12 protein-coding genes and 1 tRNA gene are annotated in these 18,853 nt (G+C 66.6%); 6 read left to right on the top strand and 7 right to left on the bottom strand.

What is annotated here, in order from left to right; all coding sequences use genetic code 11:
- Nucleotides 1-16 precede the first annotated feature (16 nt).
- The 5 genes from recJ (at nt 17) to K3756_RS05960 (ending at nt 5,732) form a co-directional block, all read left to right on the top strand.
- Nucleotides 17-1,762 carry a single-stranded-DNA-specific exonuclease RecJ gene (gene recJ / locus K3756_RS05980; protein ID WP_259991871.1) on the top strand — a complete coding sequence of 582 codons (1,746 nt, stop codon included), beginning with the start codon at nt 17-19 and terminating at the stop codon, nt 1,760-1,762.
- A 94-nt stretch (nt 1,763-1,856) separates the two neighbouring features.
- Nucleotides 1,857-1,931, top strand: a tRNA-Glu gene (locus K3756_RS05975).
- Nucleotides 1,932-2,576: 645 nt separating this feature from the next.
- Complete coding sequence (locus K3756_RS05970) at nt 2,577-3,338, top strand: sugar transferase (RefSeq protein ID WP_409202423.1); 762 nt, start codon at nt 2,577-2,579, stop codon at nt 3,336-3,338.
- A 69-nt stretch (nt 3,339-3,407) separates the two neighbouring features.
- Nucleotides 3,408-4,322, top strand: a complete 915-nt coding sequence (locus K3756_RS05965) for a CpsD/CapB family tyrosine-protein kinase (protein WP_259991869.1) — start codon at nt 3,408-3,410, stop codon at nt 4,320-4,322.
- Nucleotides 4,323-4,439: 117 nt separating this feature from the next.
- Complete coding sequence (locus tag K3756_RS05960; protein ID WP_259991867.1) at nt 4,440-5,732, top strand: DUF874 domain-containing protein; 1,293 nt, start codon at nt 4,440-4,442, stop codon at nt 5,730-5,732.
- Here the strand turns inward: K3756_RS05960 and K3756_RS05955 are convergent, their stop codons facing one another.
- A complete protein-coding gene (locus K3756_RS05955) occupies nt 5,733-7,076 on the bottom strand; it encodes an oligosaccharide flippase family protein (RefSeq protein WP_259991865.1) in 1,344 nt (447 codons plus the stop codon).
- A gap of 114 nt (nt 7,077-7,190) precedes the next feature.
- Between K3756_RS05955 and K3756_RS05950 the strand changes: the two genes are divergently transcribed.
- Nucleotides 7,191-8,390: a glycosyltransferase gene (locus K3756_RS05950; RefSeq protein ID WP_259991863.1), complete on the top strand. Its 1,200-nt coding sequence runs from the start codon at nt 7,191-7,193 to the stop codon at nt 8,388-8,390.
- Here K3756_RS05950 and K3756_RS05945 read toward each other — a convergent pair.
- Genes K3756_RS05945 through K3756_RS05920 form a run of 6 tightly spaced genes read right to left on the bottom strand, consistent with a single transcriptional unit; the run spans nt 8,387 to nt 18,850 of the window.
- Nucleotides 8,387-9,223 (bottom strand): glycosyltransferase, encoded by an 837-nt coding sequence (locus tag K3756_RS05945; protein ID WP_259991861.1) that lies wholly within the window; start codon nt 9,221-9,223, stop codon nt 8,387-8,389. The two genes, K3756_RS05950 and K3756_RS05945, sit on opposite strands and share 4 nt — an antisense overlap.
- A complete protein-coding gene (locus K3756_RS05940; RefSeq protein ID WP_259991859.1) occupies nt 9,220-11,718 on the bottom strand; it encodes a hypothetical protein in 2,499 nt (832 codons plus the stop codon). Before K3756_RS05940 ends, K3756_RS05945 begins: the two co-directional genes overlap by 4 nt.
- Nucleotides 11,715-12,674 (bottom strand): hypothetical protein, encoded by a 960-nt coding sequence (locus K3756_RS05935; RefSeq protein ID WP_259991858.1) that lies wholly within the window; start codon nt 12,672-12,674, stop codon nt 11,715-11,717. Before K3756_RS05935 ends, K3756_RS05940 begins: the two co-directional genes overlap by 4 nt.
- A 4-nt stretch (nt 12,675-12,678) precedes the next feature.
- Nucleotides 12,679-13,383, bottom strand: a complete 705-nt coding sequence (locus K3756_RS05930; protein ID WP_259991857.1) for a 4'-phosphopantetheinyl transferase — start codon at nt 13,381-13,383, stop codon at nt 12,679-12,681.
- A complete protein-coding gene (locus K3756_RS05925; protein WP_259991856.1) occupies nt 13,380-17,879 on the bottom strand; it encodes a MupA/Atu3671 family FMN-dependent luciferase-like monooxygenase in 4,500 nt (1,499 codons plus the stop codon). The genes K3756_RS05930 and K3756_RS05925 overlap by 4 nt, the downstream gene beginning before the upstream one ends.
- Entirely contained in the window at nt 17,876-18,850 is a 975-nt protein-coding gene (locus K3756_RS05920; RefSeq protein ID WP_259991855.1) for a glycosyltransferase family 2 protein, read from the bottom strand. The genes K3756_RS05925 and K3756_RS05920 overlap by 4 nt, the downstream gene beginning before the upstream one ends.
- Nucleotides 18,851-18,853 lie beyond the last annotated feature (3 nt).

Below are 18,853 nucleotides of genomic sequence, written 5' to 3'. Positions count from 1 at the left end.
AGGGGGGCCACACGCGATGACAGCCAGCTTTCTGAACGTGGACGCCTCCGTGACCGGCAGGCGCTGGGTCGGCCCCGGCATCGAAATCGAACGCGCCTCCGAAACGCTGCACCAGCGCACGCAGCTGCCCATGGCCGTCTGTCAGGTGCTGGCGCGGCGCAATGTCGCCGTCGAAGAGGCCGAGGCGTTTCTGGCCCCCGCCTTGCGGGATCTGCTGCCCGATCCGCGCGCCCTGCGCGATATGGAATCCGCCGCCTCGCGCTTTCTCGAAGCGGTCCTGCACCGCCAGCGCATCGCGGTGTTTGCCGACTACGACGTGGATGGCGGCAGCTCTGCCGCCCTGCTGTTGGTGTGGCTGCGCCAAATGGGGCGCGATGCCACGCTCTACGTCCCTGACCGGATCGACGAAGGCTATGGCCCGAATGACGAAGCGATGGCCGATCTTGCTGCCAGCCATGATCTGATCATCTGTGTCGATTGCGGAACGCTCAGCCACGGACCGATCGCGGCGGCGGCCGCGGCGGATGTCATCGTGCTCGACCACCACCTTGGCGGCGAAACGCTGCCCGATTGCGTGGCCGTGGTGAACCCGAACCGGCAGGACGAGGACGGCGCATTGGCGCATCTGTGTGCCGCTGCCGTGGTGTTCCTGATGCTTGTCGAAGCAGGACGGCAGCTGCGCGAGGCGCGCGAAAAAGGCCCCGATCTGATGGGCATGCTCGATCTTGTGGCGCTGGCGACGGTTGCGGATGTGGCGCCCCTGATCGGCGTGAACCGCGCCTTCGTGCGGCAGGGGCTCAAGGTCATGGCCCGGCGTGACCGCATCGGTTTGTCGGCACTGTCGGACATCGCACGCATGGATACCGCGCCCGCCGCCTATCACCTTGGCTTTTTGCTCGGGCCGCGCATCAACGCGGGCGGGCGCATCGGCAAGGCCGATCTGGGCGCGCGCCTGCTGTCGACGCAAGACCCCCATGAGGCCGCGGCGCTGGCCGAACGGCTGGACCAGCTGAACACCGAACGGCGTGATGTCGAAAACGCGGTCCGCGCAGCAGCACTTGCGCAGGCCGAAGAGCGCGGCACCGACGGCCCGCTGGTCTGGGCTGCGGGCGCTGGCTGGCACCCCGGTGTTGTCGGCATCGTGGCGTCACGTTTGAAGGAAGCCACAGGCCGCCCTGCCATCGTGATCGGCACCGAGGACGGCATCGGCAAAGGCTCGGGCCGGTCCGTGTCCGGCATCGATCTGGGCGCCCCAATCCAGCGGTTGGCCGCCGAAGGGCTGTTGATGAAAGGCGGGGGTCACAAAATGGCCGCGGGCCTGACCGTCGCCGCCGACGGCATCGAAGAAGCAATGGCACGGCTGGGCGCGCTGCTGGAAAAGCAGGGCGCGCATCTGCTGGGCCCTTCCGATCTCAAGGTCGAAGGCATGTTGTTCCCCGGTGCCGCCTCGGTCGAGTTGACCGAACAGGTCGAAGCCGCGGGCCCCTTCGGCGCAGGTGCCCCCGCGCCGCGCTATGTCTTTGCGGATATGCGCATCCTGCACGCACGCCGCGTGGGGGAATCGCATCTCAAGATCAGCTTTGGCGACGGCTTGGGCGCGAAACTCGACGCCATCGCCTTCGGGGCCTTCGATACCGCGCTGGGACCGGCGCTGGAAAACCACGGCGGCAAACATTTCCACCTCGCCGGACGCCTTGATATCAACACCTGGAGAGGCCGCCAGAGCGTGCAGCTGCGGCTCGAGGATGCCGCCGAAGCCTGACGTTTTTGGCCCCCGAAAAAAATCGCGAAAAGTCGAAAATTTCGACTTGCGAAGTCATACGGGATTATCTAGATACACGCTCACACGACAGAGTGGCCCGTTCGTCTATCGGTTAGGACGTCAGGTTTTCAACCTGAAAAGAGGGGTTCGATTCCCCTACGGGCTGCCACTTTTCCCCTTCCCACTGTTTCAGGTTTGCCGATAATTCCGGCCCTTTGCCCTGTATTGTCGCACAGTGTTTCCATATCCGAAACAACCCGCCGCACCCTGCCGCATTATCGCCACAATTATCTTGCGCATTTCGGGACACTGCTATGCTTTAATGACGTAGCTAATTGCCGTTTTCATAGTTAACGTAAGGTTCACAAAGGCCTGGCAATAGGCTATACATAGACCCTGTAATTTGTATGACCAATTAACTCGTAGCCAGATTTATATATCAATTTCAATAACTTGACTTGAAATACCAAGCCAAACAAAGAATCCCGCCCCGCCAGAAGGGCGGCTTCGCAAAATGCCGGAAGATGAATTGCATCATTGGCCCGGGGACATCCTCAGAAACACAGTGTTTCGAAAATTCCCCGTAAAATGTGGCAAAAAGCTGTTATCTCTCTGGCATGGCTGAGGCAGTTGCTTGCGCGGCCTTATTCTGACCCGACCACGGTATTGTGCGTGCAAGGGTTCCGGATTTACGGATCCGGATAAACCGTCGGCTTGCCGCGCCTGTGCGCGGGGTGTCGACACAGTAAGGCACACCGCAAAATGTCGGGTGTTGGTACGAGTTAAGTTGGTAAACCCTGGGGGGGTTTGGGACATGAAAAAGTATGATGCGGACCGGCCGGATTACGGCCTGCGCAGACTTGCCGCGATGGGCGGCGAGTTCGATGCACAATTTGCGCCCATCAACACGCCCACGCCGATCGACTACATGCTCGACACCAGCGTGGTTGCGGACCGCAAGCCACTGGCGCCCTACCGCAACGGCAGCAAACGTCTTTTCGATATCGCGCTCGTGCTGCTCAGCCTGCCGTTCAGCCTGCCGCTGATCGCGCTCTGCGCCGTCGCACTGTGGATCGAGGGCGGCAATCCGTTCTACCGTCAGGATCGTCTGGGGCGTAACGGGCGGGTGTTTTCCATCCTGAAACTGCGCACGATGGTGCGTGACGCCGACCGTGTGCTGGCCGATCTGCTGGACCGCGACCCGGAAATGCGCCGCGAATGGGACAGCAAGCAAAAGCTGCGCCATGACCCGCGCGTCACCCGTGCCGGTGCAATCCTGCGCGCAACCTCGCTGGATGAACTGCCGCAACTGTGGAACGTGCTGACCGGCGACATGAGCATCGTGGGCCCCCGCCCCATGATGATCGACCAGCTGCCGATGTACGGCGCGCCCGACCACTATTTCGCGCTGCGCCCCGGCATCACCGGCCTGTGGCAGATTTCTGCCCGAAACAACAACACCTTCGCCTACCGCAACGAAGTCGACGCAACATATGATAAGACTATGTCATGGGGTAACGATCTGGTGGTGATGGTCAAAACCGTGGGCGTGATGATGCGCCGGACCGGCTGCTAGGCGTACGACGATGTTCACCGTTCACCGGGGCGATAGCCACTCATGCGAGAATTGCGAAAGTCAGATGCGATGAAAGACCTGCACACAACGCAGGCCGAAGACGCGCTTGCCCCCGGGCAGGAACTGATGGTGCCCGACGTGGTGCGTCAGACGCGCTTTACGCGCCCGCGCCGCTTTGGCACCGCTCTGCGCGGGGTCGATTACGATCCTGCCCCGCTCCCCGACCTGCCCACAGATGACGCGACCGAAGCACCCGGCGTGCCGGCGACCCGCGATCTGTGGCCGCTGCTGCACGTCGAAACACCCGGCGACCGCCAGTATCTGATCGGCAACGGCGAAGACGCGATCAATTTCCGCAACACCGAAGTCGCCCGCGCCTTTGATCTGTTGCGCACCAAACTGCGCCAGACCGCGCAGCAACACGGCACCGCGCGCATTGGCGTTTCGGCCCCGACCGCCGGTTGCGGCGCCACCTTCACCGCCGCCCATCTCGCGGCGAGCCTGTCGCGGGTGCCTTCATCGCGCACCGTGCTGATGGACATGAACCTGCGCGCCCCCGGTGTGGCGCGGGCCTTTGACATGACCCAGACCGCGGGCAGGACCTCGATGGCCGATTTCCTGTCCGGCGACGTCGCGCTCAGCGATCACATCGTGCGGGTCAATGACACGCTTGCCCTTGGGCTCAGCGATCGGGCCCATCCCAATGCCGCCGAAATCCTGCAAGACCCCGCCGCCGCCCGCACACTGGCGGACATGCACGCGGCCCTCACACCCGATCTGGTGCTCTACGATCTGCCACCGCTGCTGTCGTTCGATGATGCATCGGGTTTCCTGCCGGAACTTGACGGCATTCTGCTGGTCTCCGACGGCACCCGCACGATGGCCCGCCATCTGGCCCGCTGCGAACGTATGCTCGACGGCCACGTCCCGCTGCTGGGCGTGATCCTCAACCGCGCCCGCCGCTCCAGCATCGAACGGTTCTGACCCTTCCACAGGGGCGGCGACGGACATATATTTGCCGAAATTCTAGGTTAACACCGCACCGGGGCACAGGCGGCCAGCACAGGCCGCATCCCCCCGCGATGAACAAGAGGCAACCCGATGGGCCCCATCTACACCTGGCACGACTTCCTCGACATGACCCGGCGGCGCCTGGGCGTGATCTCCTTTGTGGTGATCGCGGGATGCTTTGCGTCGATCTTCTGGGCGCTCAGCTATCCGCATATCTATCAGGCGTCCGAGGTGATCCAGATCGAACAGCCCAAGGTGAACGACGAACTGGCCCGCTCGGTCGTCGACGGGTCGTCGGCGCGGCGGCTGCAGCTGATCGAACAGCAATTGATGGCCCGTGGCACGCTGGAAGAAATCATCGCCCAATACGGCATCTACGACCACCTGCCCGCCATCACACTGGGCGAAAAGGTCAATCTGCTGCGCCAGTCGGTCAGCATCACCGGCGTGGCCGCCGCCCGCGAGGGGTTCACCGACGACGGCACGATTTCGGTTCTGACGATCACCGCCAACATGGATACCGCACCGCTCGCCGCCGAAGTGGCGCGCGAATTTGCCAACCGCACACGGGCGCTTTCGGCCGCGCGACGGCTTGAGCAGACGGCCGAAACGCTGGCCTTCTTCCGCAAGCAGGAAGAAAACGTCATGACCGAAATCGTCGCACTGGAACGCGAGCTCGAAACCTTCCGCAGCGAGAATGATCTGACGCTGGAGGGGGGCGTCGAATTCCGCCTTAACGAAATCAGCCAGCTGAACGAATCGCTCATCGACATCGACCGCGCCATCATCGCCGCACAACTGGCCCGCACCCAGATCGACCGCGACGCGCGCCCCTCGACCGTGGCCCGCGCCGAGCAGGAAATCGATGCCCAGCTTGACACCCTCACCCAGCAGCGCACCCTGCTGGTCGAGCGGCGCGAGACATTACGCCAATCGATCCAGAGCTCGCCCGAAGTGCAACGCGAACTGGCCGCGTTCGAGCGGCGGATGGACCAGTTGCAGGGCCAGATGGAAATCATCGCCACCCGCCGCAACGAGGCCGAAGTCGGCTTTTCGCTGGAAAACGACGCGCAGGGCGAACGGCTGACCACCATCGAAGAGGCCCGCGTGCCCGACTACCCCGTCACCATGAGCCGCAAGAAGCGGGCCATAATCGGGGCGATGGGCTCGCTGACGTTGGCGTTTGTGCTGGCGTGGCTGCTGGAACTGCGCCGCCCCGTCATCCGGTCCGCCCGCCAGATGGAGCGGGAAACCGGCGTATTGCCGGTGATCTCCGTGCCAGAACTCAACATGCCGCAATCCCGCTGGGCCAAGGCCCGCGCCCGCAGACGCGCGGCGGGCCAGCAGGGGCGCGAGGCGCGTCTGGCCCGCGGCGGCAGCTGATTACAGTGCCGCCAGTGCCGACACCGCCGGCCAGTTGACCCAAAGCGCCAGCGCCCCCAGCCCGCCCGCCAGCCCCGCACAGATTACATCATGGCGGGCGTCCCACACACCGTGGGTCCGTGCCAGCCAGATCAGCACCGGATGCGCCAGCCCCAGCGCCACCGCCATGCCGACCAGCGCCCCTGCCAGCCCCGCGATCATCGCGCCGGCCAGCAGCAGCCCCACCTGCAGCACGGCCCGCACCGCTGAGAACACGAAGAACCGCCGCGAATCTCCAGCAGCCAGCGCGGCCTGATCATAGGTCATGCCGATCACCTGCGGGATCAGCGCCACCCCCAGCAGCGTCACGATCCCCCCCGCCTGCGCGTACCTGTCATCGTAGAGCAGCCCCACCAACCACGGCCCCGCAAAGGCCATCACCAGCAGCATAGCCAGCAACCCGCCGCTCAGCGCATAGCGCATTCTGGCGATTTTCGCGCTGTGACCGGCGGTCTCGCGGTACACAGGGATCATCACGCGGCTGGTGACATTCTGGCCCAGCAGCATCGGAAAGCTCGCAAGGAAATAGCCGATGTTGTAGATGCCCAGCGTCTCGAGGCTCAGGAACTTGCCCAGCACCGCCTTGTCGCCCTGACTGGCAAAGAACCAGAACACCGTGCTGAGGAAGATCCACTTGCCAAAGGTTACAAGCTCGCGCACCGCCGCTCCTTCCCAGCGCAGCCGGTTCGCCGCCCCCGGCAACCCCCAATGCGTCAGCGCCAGCTTGGCCAGCGCACCGATCACGCCCCCCACCACCAGCGCCGCGACCGACTGCCACCAGAGCGCCAGCACGATCATCGCCGCAATCCCGATGACCTGACTGCCCAGATCCAGCGCCGTCAGACGCCCCATCAAGAGATGCCGGTGGGCGGTCTCGATCCGCGTGGGGTTGAACCCCGCCACCAACAGGCTCAGCGCCGCAATCGGCAGATAGGTCGCCAGCTCCGGCGCGCCGTAAAACCACGCAAAGGGCGACGCCAGCGCGGTGGCGACCGCCCAGAGGATCACGCCGCGGATCACCTGAATGGTCCACGCGGTGTTCAGGAAATCGGGATCATCCCCACGTTTGCTTTGGGCGATGGACGGGGCGATCCCCACATCCGAAAACAGCGCCAGCCCGACAGTCACAAGGCTGATCAGCGCCATCACCCCGAAGGCTTCGGGAAACAGCAGCCGCGTCAGGATCAGGTTCGCCGCCAGCCGGATACCCTGACTTGCCCCGTAGCCCAGCACGATCCACGAGGTCGACCGCACCACCCGCGCCATCAATCTGTTGCCGCGCAATTGCTGCAAAAGACCACCCATTTGCCTCAATATCCTCTGGTTTGCCCGCTAGGGCGTACCCTAGGACGCACCGCCCCCTTGTGCCAGTGCCAAGGGGCCGGATAGGAACATGTCAGACAAACGAAAGCGCACCCGTTGCAGATTGCCTATATCCTCAACAGCTACCCCCAGCCGTCGCACAGCTTTATCCGCCGTGAGATCCGCGCGCTCGAGGCGCAGGGCCATCACGTCACGCGCATTGCCATGCGCCCCGGGGATGCACCGCTGGTCGATGCACAGGATGTCGAGGAAGCCGCCGCAACCCAATACGTGCTCAAGGCCGGTGCCGTGGCGCTGGCCCGCGCCACACTGCGATCCATCGCGTCGGGGCCTGCGCGGTTCGCCCGCGCGCTGGGGCTTGCGCTGCGCTGCGGGCGGCGGTCCGAGGCGGGCGTGCTGCGCCACCTGATCTATCTGGTCGAGGCGGCCTATGCCGCGCAGCTCTGCACAGTCGCCGGTGTCACCCATGCCCACGCGCATTTTGGCACCAATGCCACCGCCGTCGCCATGCTGGCACAGGCGCTCGGCGGCCCCGCCTACAGCTTTACGGTGCACGGCCCCGAAGAATACGATGCCCCCCGCGCCCTGTCGCTGGGCACCAAGGTCGCCAGCGCCAAATTCGCCGTCGCGATCACCAGCTACGGGCGCAGCCAGCTGTCGCGCTGGACCGATCCGGCCGCATGGGACCGCATCAAGGTGGTGCATTGCGGCGTCGATCCGGAGCGTTTTCCCGAACCGCCCGCCCTGCCCGATGGCCCGCCGCGACTGGTGGCGATCGGCCGCTTTGTCGAACAAAAGGGTCAATTGCTGGCCATCGACGCCTTGCAAAAAGTCGTACAAACGCATCCGCAGGCGCATCTGACGCTGATCGGCGACGGTGAACTGCGCCCCACGCTCGAAGCACGGATCGCGCAGGCCGGTCTGGGCGACAACATCACCCTTACCGGCTGGGTGGACGAGGCCCGCATCCTGTCCGAGCTAGACGCCGCCCACGCCCTGCTGATGCCCAGCTTTGCCGAGGGTCTGCCGATGGTCATCATGGAAGCGATGGCGGCGGGCAGGCTGGTCATCGCCACGTGGATCGCAGGCATCCCCGAACTTGTCGAAGATGACAAAACCGGATGGCTGGTGCCCGCGGGCGATGCGGCCGCGCTGGCCGATGCCATATGCGACATGGCCGCGACACCGCCCGCACGGCGCACCGAAATGGCGCAGCGCGCCCGCGCACGGGTGCTCGCCCGCCACGATGCCGATGCGGAGGCGCGCAAGCTCGCCGCGCTGATGGCCGCGGATTAACGCCCCCGCGCCCACCGCGCCTGTTTGCGGTGCGGCAGCCGCACCGCCAGCGCCACCGCCGCATAAACGACAAACCCCCAGGGCGCCCGCGCCACCCGCCGCCACAGCGGCACACGGTGCGCCCCGTGCGGATCTGCATTCGCCATCAGCTCGGGAAACCGCTGCGCAATCTCCTGAACACCCGCATCCTGCCTGCGCCTGACCCGCACCAGAGGGCCGAACCCCTCAATCATGGGCCAGGTGTAGTGCGCGGCGACCCTGTGGCGCTCCTGCGGCGTGAAATTCAGGCGCACAAACGTATCGTCCGAAATGATGTCGGGAAACAGGGCCCACCGCGCCCGCCCCGCCGCGTTGACGGCAAACACCCCGAAGCCCGGCACCCCGTCGGTGACAAAGGGCTGTTTGCGCCAGAACCGCGCATAGGCATGGGTCACCGCACTGCGGGCCTGCGCGATCTGCGGCGTGCCGCTGGCATAGCGGGCCGGCTTTGTGTCCAACACCTGCGCCAGCTGCGCCAACAGCGGCGGCGTCACCGTCACATCTGCATCCAGATACACCCGCCCCGCGTGGCGCGCCACGGCGTCGGCCGCATTCAGCGCACCCATCTTGCCCCCTTCGGCCAACACGTGCACCGTCAGGGGCCAGCCCTTGCGCTCGAACCTGTCGGCAAAGGCGGCGGCCTGCGCGGCCGTATCGTCGCGACACCCGTTGGGCACCACGATCACCTCGACGTCGGCGCCCGTGTCCGCACTGTCCAGCAGCGCCTCCAGACAGGCCGCGATGTATCCCGCCTCGTCGTGGGCGGGAATGATGACGCTCAACGCCACGCTCATGGGGCGACCAGAGCCTGCCAGCGCGGATTGTCATCCCCCAGATGCCGCCGCGCACCCCAGCTGCCCCATTTCGTCGGGGTATAGACATCGGAATAGGCGTTGAACAGCCGCCCGCCCACCGCCTGCCAGCCCGCCAGCAACCGCGCATAGAGCGCACCCATCTGCGGGGTATAGTTGAGATGCTGCAAAAACGCCGTCAGCGGCGCGTTGTCGACCTGTGCGCCCAACCCCACCGCGTGGGTGCCGCCTTCGTACATGATCAGATCCAATCCGTGGGTCTGCGCCACTTGCGCGTGATAGGGCCAGACACGGCTGACCAGATCGGCAACCGTATCGGCGCTGTTCCCGCTCACCGACCCGTCGAGCAGTTCCTTCCCCGCCAGTCCCGCGGCAAGGTCAAAGCGCGTGTCGGCGATCTGTGCGGCGCGCGCGTCACCCGTCAAACCCTCGGCATCCGCGCGCTGCGTGGCCTGTGCCAGACTGCTCTGCAGCCACCCCGTCACCATCTCCTGCCGGTCCTCCAGCCCCAGCACCCCGCCAAAATACCCCGTCACCGCATAGGCGTCGAAGGCGCTCACCGGCGCGGGAGCGCCCTCGGCCTGCACAAGGGGCGCGGTCAGGATATTGTCCTCCAGCCCCAGCCATCCGGTCTGGGTCGAGATCACGTTCACCAGCCGCGCGCCCTCGCCCAAAACCGACCGCCAGATGCGGGCAACTTCGGCGGCGCGGCGGGCATAGAACTGCGTGCCCACATCGTCCTTGCCCCACAGCGCGCGGGCCTGCGCCTCGGCCCAGCGGGTCTGCGCGAACTGGAAATTCCACATCTCGTTGGAATATTCGACATAGGCGGTGCGCGCGGGGTCCATCGTGTCGCGCACCAGCGCGGCAAATGCAGTGACATAGGCGTCGTCGGCCAGATGGGGCATGTTGAACCATCCGTCGACCTGCGCGGTGTTGACCAGATCGATCATCACCGACACAGGCACGCCCGCTTCGGCCCATGTCGCATCGCGCCGCTGTGGCCGGTCCGCCCAGCGCGCCTGCGTCGATCCGTTTGTCTCCATCCAGTCCATGAAGCGCACCGCGCCGAACGTGCCGACCAGCGCCAGCCAGTCGGGATTGAACACCGCGCCCGCATCGAAAGCGGCCAGCCGGTCCTCGCGCACCACGGTGATGTTGCGCACTGGATCGGACAGGCGGCTGCGCTGGATGCGGATGTCCACGCTGCCCGGCCCCGGCGCATAGCCAAAGCGCACCTCGTTGGCACCGTATCTGACATCCTGCGCACGGCCCGTCACCTCGACCACACCCGCGCCCTCGAACCGCAACACGTAGCGTCCCCCGAGACCGCCTGCGTCTTGCGGCATATCCGTCAGCACCAACGTCCCCACAGAGGCCACATCGCGCGGCATCTCGCGCAGCCAGCCGTCATCGTCCAGATATCCGCCCGCCTCCAGATCCGCATGCGCGATGCCTCCGAAGCGGCCGGGCAGATGGCCAAACAGCGGACGGGCGGTTTTCATCAGATCAAGGAACGGGGCCTGCGTGCTCCAGTCCGTGACCGCCGCCAACCCTACGGCACGCGCCTTTGGCCCGCCCGTATCCACCGGTGTCACCACGACCGGCACGGGGGCTGCGATCCGGCTGTCGGCCGCGGGGGGGCGGTCTGCTTGGTCACTGGCCTGTGGCGCTGCGGGCCGTGCATGGCTGAACTCCGATACGGTCTGCCACGCGATTTCCTGCATCACGCGGGCCGTGTCGGGCGCCGGCGCCGCAAACGGCGTACCATAGCGGTCCCGCGCGGTATGGGGCAATCCTTCGGGGCTGACCCCGCGCAGGCTGGCCACCTGCACCATCGACACGAAATAATGGCCCAGATCGTTGAGATGGATATCGTCGTCAAACAGCGCCGCAATCGCGCCCACCCCCGGCACCTGCCCCGCCGCGATTGCCGTGTCCAGCCGCGCCAAGGCCTGCCCCGCGGGAATGAGATGGATCTGCTCCGCCGCCGCCGGATGACCCGCCCGCAACTGGTCGACAATGCCTTGCCAGTCGGCCAGATCGGTCTGCAGCCGTGCGCGCCATGGCTGGTCTGCGCCGGGGTCGTGCGCGATCTGCACACCGGTGCCGGAATTCAGACTGTGCCAGCCTTCCTGCACAAAAACGCGCGCCTGCGGATGAGACGCCAGTGCCAGACCGGCGAAGGCCTCGGCATAGACTTCCGTCTCGCTCCACTGCAGATGGTTGGCCAGCGGCACCGCTTCGGTCAGGATCAGATCGGTGACCGTCCCGCCGGGCAGCAGCGCGCGCGCATCGACCCCCTCGGCACGGTCCGCGTTTTCCCAGTTATAGCGCAGCGGCGCACCGTTGATGATCTGCGCCTGCACCGTCCCCGCCTCGCCCAGCGCCGCGTCGAGCATGTCCGGCCCGGTTTGCCCGAACAGGCTGTGCCCCACCATCAAAACCGTCAGCGCCGTTGATACCGGATCGCTCATGCCGCTACCCCGCTTTCCTGCACGCGGCGCACCACGTCCCACACCACCCGCTGCATCATCGCGCCCGCCACCGCGTCGGGGGCCTGCGCCGCCGATCCGTCGGCCCGCAACAGCGCCAGCGGCAGCCCCTCGGGGGATCGGTGGTACAGCACCGCATAATGGGTCAGCGCCACCGCATAGGCGCCCAGATCGCTCAGGTGAATGGCGTCCGGCGTGCCGTCATCGGTCCGCGCAAACAGCGCATCGCGCGTCGTCAGATTGCCGATGCCGTCCTGCCCGGCGATGGCGCGGGCGATCGCGGCCAGAACCTGCCCCGCGGGGATGACATGGATGGGCCGGCCCGTGGCCGCGGCGGCAGGATAGGCCACCTTGCCCAGCCACAGGGCGTCCAGATCGGCGTCGATCCTTGCCAGCCATCCGTCCGGATCATCCGTCCGGTGCCATGTCTCGTAAAGATAAAGCCGCGTATCGGGGCGGGCCTCATGGGCCAGCGCGGCCCAGCGCGCCAGATAGGCTGCACTGTCGTGATAGCGCAGCGCATCGCGCAGCTCGACCATCTCGGTCAGGATCACCGCATCGAATGCACCGGACCCCACCGCCGCACGTGCGGGCATGAACTGCGCATGCGCGTTCTCGGTCTCGAAACCGTTGATCGGAGCATCCGGCTCCCAATGCTGGCGCAACGACGTGCCCCAGCCCAGCTGGCTGGCGTAGGAATGGCCCTGTCCGGCCAGCTGTGCGAGCATCGCGGGCATGTCGCGCCCCACCAGTGAATGGCCCAGATGATAGACACGCATCGGCGCCGTGGGGGGCGTCACGCGGGCCTGTGCGTAAAGGGCACGCGCCGCGCGATCGCGGCGACGGTCGCGCATCTCGCGGCCCGCCAGAACCGCCGCCAGCGCCCCCGCGGCCACCGCGCCCATTGTCAAAACGGCCCTGCGCCTGCCCCACGTCATCGGATCACTCCTCCCGTTCCCGCGCCGTACCACTGTGGCGAAGCGCCACGCCGGTGACAAGAATACCCGCCGCATGGGCAAACTGACCCTCCAGCGTGTCTCCGGCGGCAAAGCTGCCCTGATCGGACTGGAACTGCGCCACGAACCGCGTCGCATCGCGGTCCACCCGCACCGACAGGGCGTCGAACCCGAAAAGCCCCCCGCCCAACGGATACTGCGCCTTGTAGCTCGCCTCCTTGGCCGAAAAGATCAGCTTGGCCATCACGGGGCGGTCGCGCGGGGCCTGCGTATCGAGCCATGCCCGCTCCGCCGGGGTACACACCTGCGCGATGAGCGTGGCATCCAGCCCGCTGTCGGCTTCCAGATCAACGCCGATGCTGGCCCAGACGTCCTTGCGGCCCACCACGGCGACACACGCGGCATCCGTATGCGAAATGCTGCCCGTTATCCCTCCGGGCCAGACGGGGGCGCGGTCGGGGGCCATCGGAATGGCGCGGCCCGCCACGCCCATCGCGGCCATCGCGTGGCGTGCGGCACGGCGCCCGGCCTGAAATTCGGCCTTGCGGGCCGGAATGGCACGGGCCACCGCCAGGGCCTCGGCCGCCAGCCACGGCTCCGTCGGGGCGGCAGGATCGGTCGCGGCAATGCTCAGGTCGGGGTCGAAAATGCTCTGGCACAACGCGGTGACCAGCGCCAGATCGACCCTCACGCGCCCGCCTTGGACCGGCCTGCCCGCATGGCACGCCGTTTGGACATGGTGGCCGACCGGTCCGCCGGGGGCGCGACCGTCTCGGGGGCTGTGGCGGCATCCGGCGCGGGCGCGTCCCTGTCCAGGTGGGCGGCCAGCCCTTCAAGCGTCGGAAAACGGAAAATGTCGGTGATCGACAACCGGTCCGTGGACAGCGCGGCCTTGATGTCACGGTGGGCCTGCACCGCCAGCAACGAATGACCGCCCAGTGCAAAGAAATTGTCGCCGGGGCGTATCTGCGCCACCCCCAGCAGCGCCGTCCACACCCGCGCGATACACGCCTGCGTCTCATTCGCCGGAGGCGTCGCGGCCGCAGCCGCTGCACCGTCTGCACCGGCACGGGGCGGCTCCGGCAGCGCCTTGCGGTCGATTTTCTTGTTCGGCGTCAGGGGCATCGCCTCGATCTGCACGATACGTGCGGGCACCATGATATCGGGCAACCGCCGCGCCAGCGCGGTGCGCAGCGCGTCCTCGGATACCTCGCCCGCGGCGATGACATAGGCGACCAGCTGATCACCCCCCACCGCGGCGCGCGCGACCACCACCGCCTGTGCGATACCGGCCTGCGCCGCCAGCGCGCTCTCGATCTCGCCCAACTCGATCCGGTGACCGCGGATCTTGACCTGATCGTCGGCCCGCCCCATGAACGCCAGCGTCCCGTCGGCGCGCCATGCGGCCAGATCGCCGGTGTTGTACATCCGGCCCGCGCCGAAGGGATTGTCGACAAAGCGCTCTGCCGTCATTTCCGCGCGGTTCCAGTAGCCCTGGGTCACGCCGTCCCCGCCGATGAACAATGTACCGGCAACACCCACCGGACACGGGTCAAGCGCCTCGTCGAGCACATAGACCTGCGTGTTGGCGATGGGGGTGCCGATGGCCGCGGTGCGTGTGGCGCGGGTGACCGGATGGGTCGTGGACCAGATGGTCGTCTCGGTCGGCCCGTACATGTTCTGCACATGGCCCGGCCCCGCGTCCAGCAGCGCTTGCGCCAGCGCCCCGGGCAACGCCTCGCCCCCCACCATCAGCGCCTTGAGCCGCGACAGCGCATGCCGGGTTTCGTCGTTCGTGACCAGCATCTGCGCCATCGACGGCGTGCACTGCAAATGGCTGACCTTGTGACGCACCATCTGCGCGGCCAGCGAATGGTCGTCGTCGGCCAGCTGGCTGCCCGCATTGGCCCCCGCCAGCACCTGCGCCAAAGGCTCTAGCCCCGCCATCACCGTGTCCACCGCGATGCCGTAGTCGATGAGGCAGGCGATCTCGTCCACCCCGATCCGCTTGAGCTCTTCGGCCCGCGCAATGCCGTCCTGCACCGTGCCGAACAAACCGCTGTCGTTAAAATACCGCTGGAACGCGAACTCCAGAATCGCCTCCATCTCGTCCGCGTCCAGCCCTTCGAGATCAACCTCGAACGGGCTTGTCGCACCCTCTGGCTTCTTGAACGCCGGAAAGGCCCAGGCATACTGTTTGATCAGCCCCGCAGCCGAGCGCAAATAGTCCTTCATCGGGCCGCGTGCGACCTCCTCGGCCTGTGCGCGGGTCTCGGCCAGATAGGTATGCAGCATCACAGTCACGGTAAAATCGTCGGGGTTATGACCCGCCGTGCGCAATGCGGCATGGTAGATCTTGATCTTGTCGGCCACCTCGGCAACCGATTGGCCCAGAAGGTGGGTCAGCACATTGGCCCCGATCTCGCCCGCCTCTTTCCAGGTCTGCGGATTGCCCGCCGTGGTCACCCATATCGGCAGCGTCGCCGACACGGGTCGGGGCTGTGTGACCACCTCGAAGGGCGTGCCATCCTGCGTCAAAAAGGCCACGGCATCGCCGCGCCAAAGGGCGCGCAGCTGGTCAATCGCGGCGTACATCGCGGGCTTGTTCTGCGGGGGCGTGTTTTCGGGGCGCAACACGAAATCATCGGGCTGCCAGCCGCTCGCAATCGCCAGACCGACACGCCCGTTGGTCAGGTTGTCGATCACCGCCCATTCCTCGGCGATCCGCGCGGGATGGTGCAACGGGGCCACGCACGACCCCGCCCGCACCGACAGCTGCGACGTGACCGCCGCCACCGCCGCACCGGTCACCGACGGGTTCGGATAGGGCCCGCCAAAGGCATGGAAATGGCGCTCCGGCGTCCAGACCGCGTTGAACCCGTGGGCATCGGCAAACCGCGCCCCGTCCAGCAGCAAACGGTATTTTTCGGGGCCGACACCATCGTCATTGCCCCAGTAAAACAGGTTGAAATCGATCTTCCGGTCGCTCACGGCAATGGGCCCGCGGCTCAGCTCCGTGCGGCTGTCGTCCCCCGCCAGCACCAGCTTGAACCCCCGTGCCAGCGTCCAGAACAGCTCCAGCACCGAAATATCGAACGACAGCGATGTGACCGCCAGCCAGACATCCCCCGCCGCGTGATCGATGCGGGCGTCCATGCCGGCAAAGAAATTCGCCACATTCGCATGATCGACCATCACCCCCTTGGGCGTTCCGGTCGAACCTGACGTGTAAATCAAATAGGCCAGCGCGCCGGGCGCCAGCGCCACCTCCGGATCGTCCTGCGGCGCCGCGGCCAGCGCCGCGTCGGCATCGATCAGCACCAGCGCGGCATCGCCTTTGGGCAAGGTGTCGGCCAGCGCCGATTGCGTCACGATCACGGGTGCGCCGCTGTCGCGGATATAGTGCGCAATGCGGTCCGCCGGATAGGCCGGGTCCAGCGGCACATAGGCGCCCCCCGCCTTCAATATCCCCAGCGCCCCGACCAGCAGATCGACACCGCGCCGCACGGCCAGTCCCACCGGCGTGCCCGCGTGCACATCGCGCGCGCGCAGCACATGCGCCAGCCGGTTCGCCGCCCGGTTCAGCGCCGCATAGCTCAGCGTCTGATCCTCGAACACCAGCGCATCGGCATCGGGCGTCCGCGCCACCTGCCGCTCGAAGGCCGTGTGGATCGGCACCGCGTCGACGTCTGTCTGGGTGGCGTTCCAATCACTCAGCAACCGGTCGATTTCCGCCTGCGGTATCGGGCCACGCCCTGCCAGCGCATGCGCCAACCGTGCCGCCAGTACCTCCAGCGCGCCCGCCGACAGAACGGACGCTTGCGCATCCAGCACAATCCGGTCGTCCTCCAGTACCACGCACAGCGGCGCGTCGACCGCGCCCTGCGGGCACAGCATGACCGCCGGGTGTGGCGCCTCCACCGCCGGATCGCGCTGTGGCAGATCACGGGCAAAACCCGCCGCCGCCTGCCCCTCCGCCAGCCGCGCTTCGATCCCCTGGCCCAGCTTCAGCGGCAGCCAATCGGCCACCAGATCACTGCCGGAATGCGCCAGACCGATGTGCCCCTCCGCCTGCCCGGCTGAGGCCAGCAGAACGGCGCTGATCGCCTCGATCACCGCGCCGCGCCCCACCGCATCCGGCACCGGCACGGCCTGCGTCATCCGCCCCGTGGCGTCATGGTCTTGCGCCAAAGGCACCTCGAGCGGCACCATCCCGGCCAGCACATGCCGCCACCGCGGCTCCTCTGCGGCCAATGCCGCCTGCATCTGTACCTCGTCCGCCCCTGCTGCGCGTGCAACCTCGCCCACCTGCGGCACCGCACGCGGTTTGTCGGGCAAAGACCCCAGCCCGCTCAGCACCACCGCGCCGTCAGCCGTGGCCACGGTGATCCGGTCATCCTCCACCGCCAGCACCGTACCCGCCGGCCCACTTCCCGGCGCGGGCTGCGCGGCGCTGGCCGTCATGACCCCTGCAGGCAGAACCACCTTGGGCACCCCCAGCGGGTTCCAGTACCCCCCGAAATCCATCCCCCGCAGAACCGCGCAAACACGCGCCGCCGGCTGGTCAAAATCGATGATGCCCAACGGCAGCGGCCGGTCGTCGCGCGCAAAATAGCTACGCTGCGACAGGTCTTGCGCCTGCCGCTCCGGCGCATCCGCCTCCAGCTGCGCCAGCACACGTCCGAAACTCTCCATCCCCGCGGCATAGCACTTCGAATTGAGGCTGAACGCGGTCTCGTCGGGCGCAATGGCAAAGCTCTGCTGCGCCAGCAGATCACCCTCGTCAACGCCGCCCTCGATCATGTGCCAGCTGACCGCGTGCTCGGTCTCGCCATTGATGATGGCCCAAGCAGGTGTGTTCAGACCCGCATAGCGCGGCAGCGGACCGTCGTGGAAATTGATCGCGCCGCGCGTGGGCACCTCCAGCACCGGCTTGGGCACAATACGCAGGTTGGCTATGCTCAGAAACCAGTCCACGGGCGGCAAATCGGCCTGCGCCACATCGCCCATGCGCGCAATGACCGGCAAACCGTGGCCCGCAGCCCATGCCGCCACATCCGCATCCGTGGTGACGACACCCGCCACCCGGTGGCCCGCCGCCAGCACCATGTCGCCACAGGCAATCGTCAGGGACTGGTCGCCCGCAATCAGCAGGCTCAGGGCAGCGGTGGGTGTGGGCGCGGTCATGACGGATCCTCCGAAGACAAACGATAAGGGGTGAACGCATGGGCCAGCAAATCACGCAAGAACCAGTTGGGATCCTGCGGGCGACGTCCGGCCAGCCCCATGCGCAAGCGGTGCAGCAGCCCGCCCAGAACATGCGCGCCAAGGGCCGCACCCGCGTAAACGCGTCCGTGGTTCTTGATGAAATAATGGCGGCGGCTGTCGTACCAGTACGACGGCATGCGGCGCTTGGTCTTCATGCCGGTCGACACCGACCCGATATGCACAACACGGCTCTCGGTCACGTACCAGCACTGCCAACCGGCGCGGCGCGCCCGCAGGCACAGGTCCGTTTCCTCGAAATACAAAAAGAACGTCTCGTCAAACAATCCGATCTCGTCGAGCATACTCTGGCGCAGCATCATGCTGGCCCCCGCGCTCCAGTCGACCTGCCGCGTGGCGGCGGGCTGGGGCATCGGCACCTGCGCGGCGGCCAGAAGCCGCGAAAACACGCCCAGCCGCGCGGCCCCCTCGAATTCCCCCGCGACCGACGGAAACCGGAACGCGGTCGTATGCGTGACCCCGTCCTCGCCGCGCACATGGCTGCACGCGATGCCCGCCTGCGGATGCGCCACCAGATGATCGCGCAACGCGGCAATCGCGCCGGGATCAGGAAAGGCATCGGAATTCAGGATATAGACAAAATCGGGCTTGGCCCCGTCGCTCATCCGCGCGCGAAAGCCCACGTTGTTGCCCGCGCCAAAGCCCCCGTTGACCGGCGATGCAATCACCCGCACCAACCCGTCCTGCGCCCAGCCGCGCCCGGCGACTTCGCGGCGCAGCACATCATAGCTGTCGTCGCCCGACGCATTGTCGACAATCACCAGCTCGCCCCCCAGCCCCGGCAAATCGGCCAGGGCAGCCTCGGCGGCCCGCAGGGTCATCTGCGGCGTCCGGAAGTTGAGCAGAACACACAAGAGGCGCGGATGGTCCATCGG

Origin of the sequence: Sulfitobacter sp. S190 (assembly GCF_025141935.1) — a bacterium.
Classification (GTDB): domain Bacteria; phylum Pseudomonadota; class Alphaproteobacteria; order Rhodobacterales; family Rhodobacteraceae; genus Sulfitobacter.
The sequence above is the reverse complement of the archived record's forward strand: the minus strand, read 5'-3'. Positions and strand labels throughout refer to the sequence as shown.

Coding starts and splice junctions, on each gene's coding strand:
- recJ (WP_259991871.1), top strand. CDS start 17: ATGACAGCCAGCTTTCTGAACGTGGACGCCTCCGTGACCGGCAGGCGC.
- K3756_RS05970 (WP_409202423.1), top strand. CDS start 2,577: ATGAAAAAGTATGATGCGGACCGGCCGGATTACGGCCTGCGCAGACTT.
- K3756_RS05965 (WP_259991869.1), top strand. CDS start 3,408: ATGAAAGACCTGCACACAACGCAGGCCGAAGACGCGCTTGCCCCCGGG.
- K3756_RS05960 (WP_259991867.1), top strand. CDS start 4,440: ATGGGCCCCATCTACACCTGGCACGACTTCCTCGACATGACCCGGCGG.
- K3756_RS05955 (WP_259991865.1), bottom strand. CDS start 7,076: ATGGGTGGTCTTTTGCAGCAATTGCGCGGCAACAGATTGATGGCGCGG.
- K3756_RS05945 (WP_259991861.1), bottom strand. CDS start 9,223: ATGAGCGTGGCGTTGAGCGTCATCATTCCCGCCCACGACGAGGCGGGA.
- K3756_RS05940 (WP_259991859.1), bottom strand. CDS start 11,718: ATGAGCGATCCGGTATCAACGGCGCTGACGGTTTTGATGGTGGGGCAC.
- K3756_RS05935 (WP_259991858.1), bottom strand. CDS start 12,674: ATGACGTGGGGCAGGCGCAGGGCCGTTTTGACAATGGGCGCGGTGGCC.
- K3756_RS05925 (WP_259991856.1), bottom strand. CDS start 17,879: ATGACCGCGCCCACACCCACCGCTGCCCTGAGCCTGCTGATTGCGGGC.
- K3756_RS05920 (WP_259991855.1), bottom strand. CDS start 18,850: ATGGACCATCCGCGCCTCTTGTGTGTTCTGCTCAACTTCCGGACGCCG.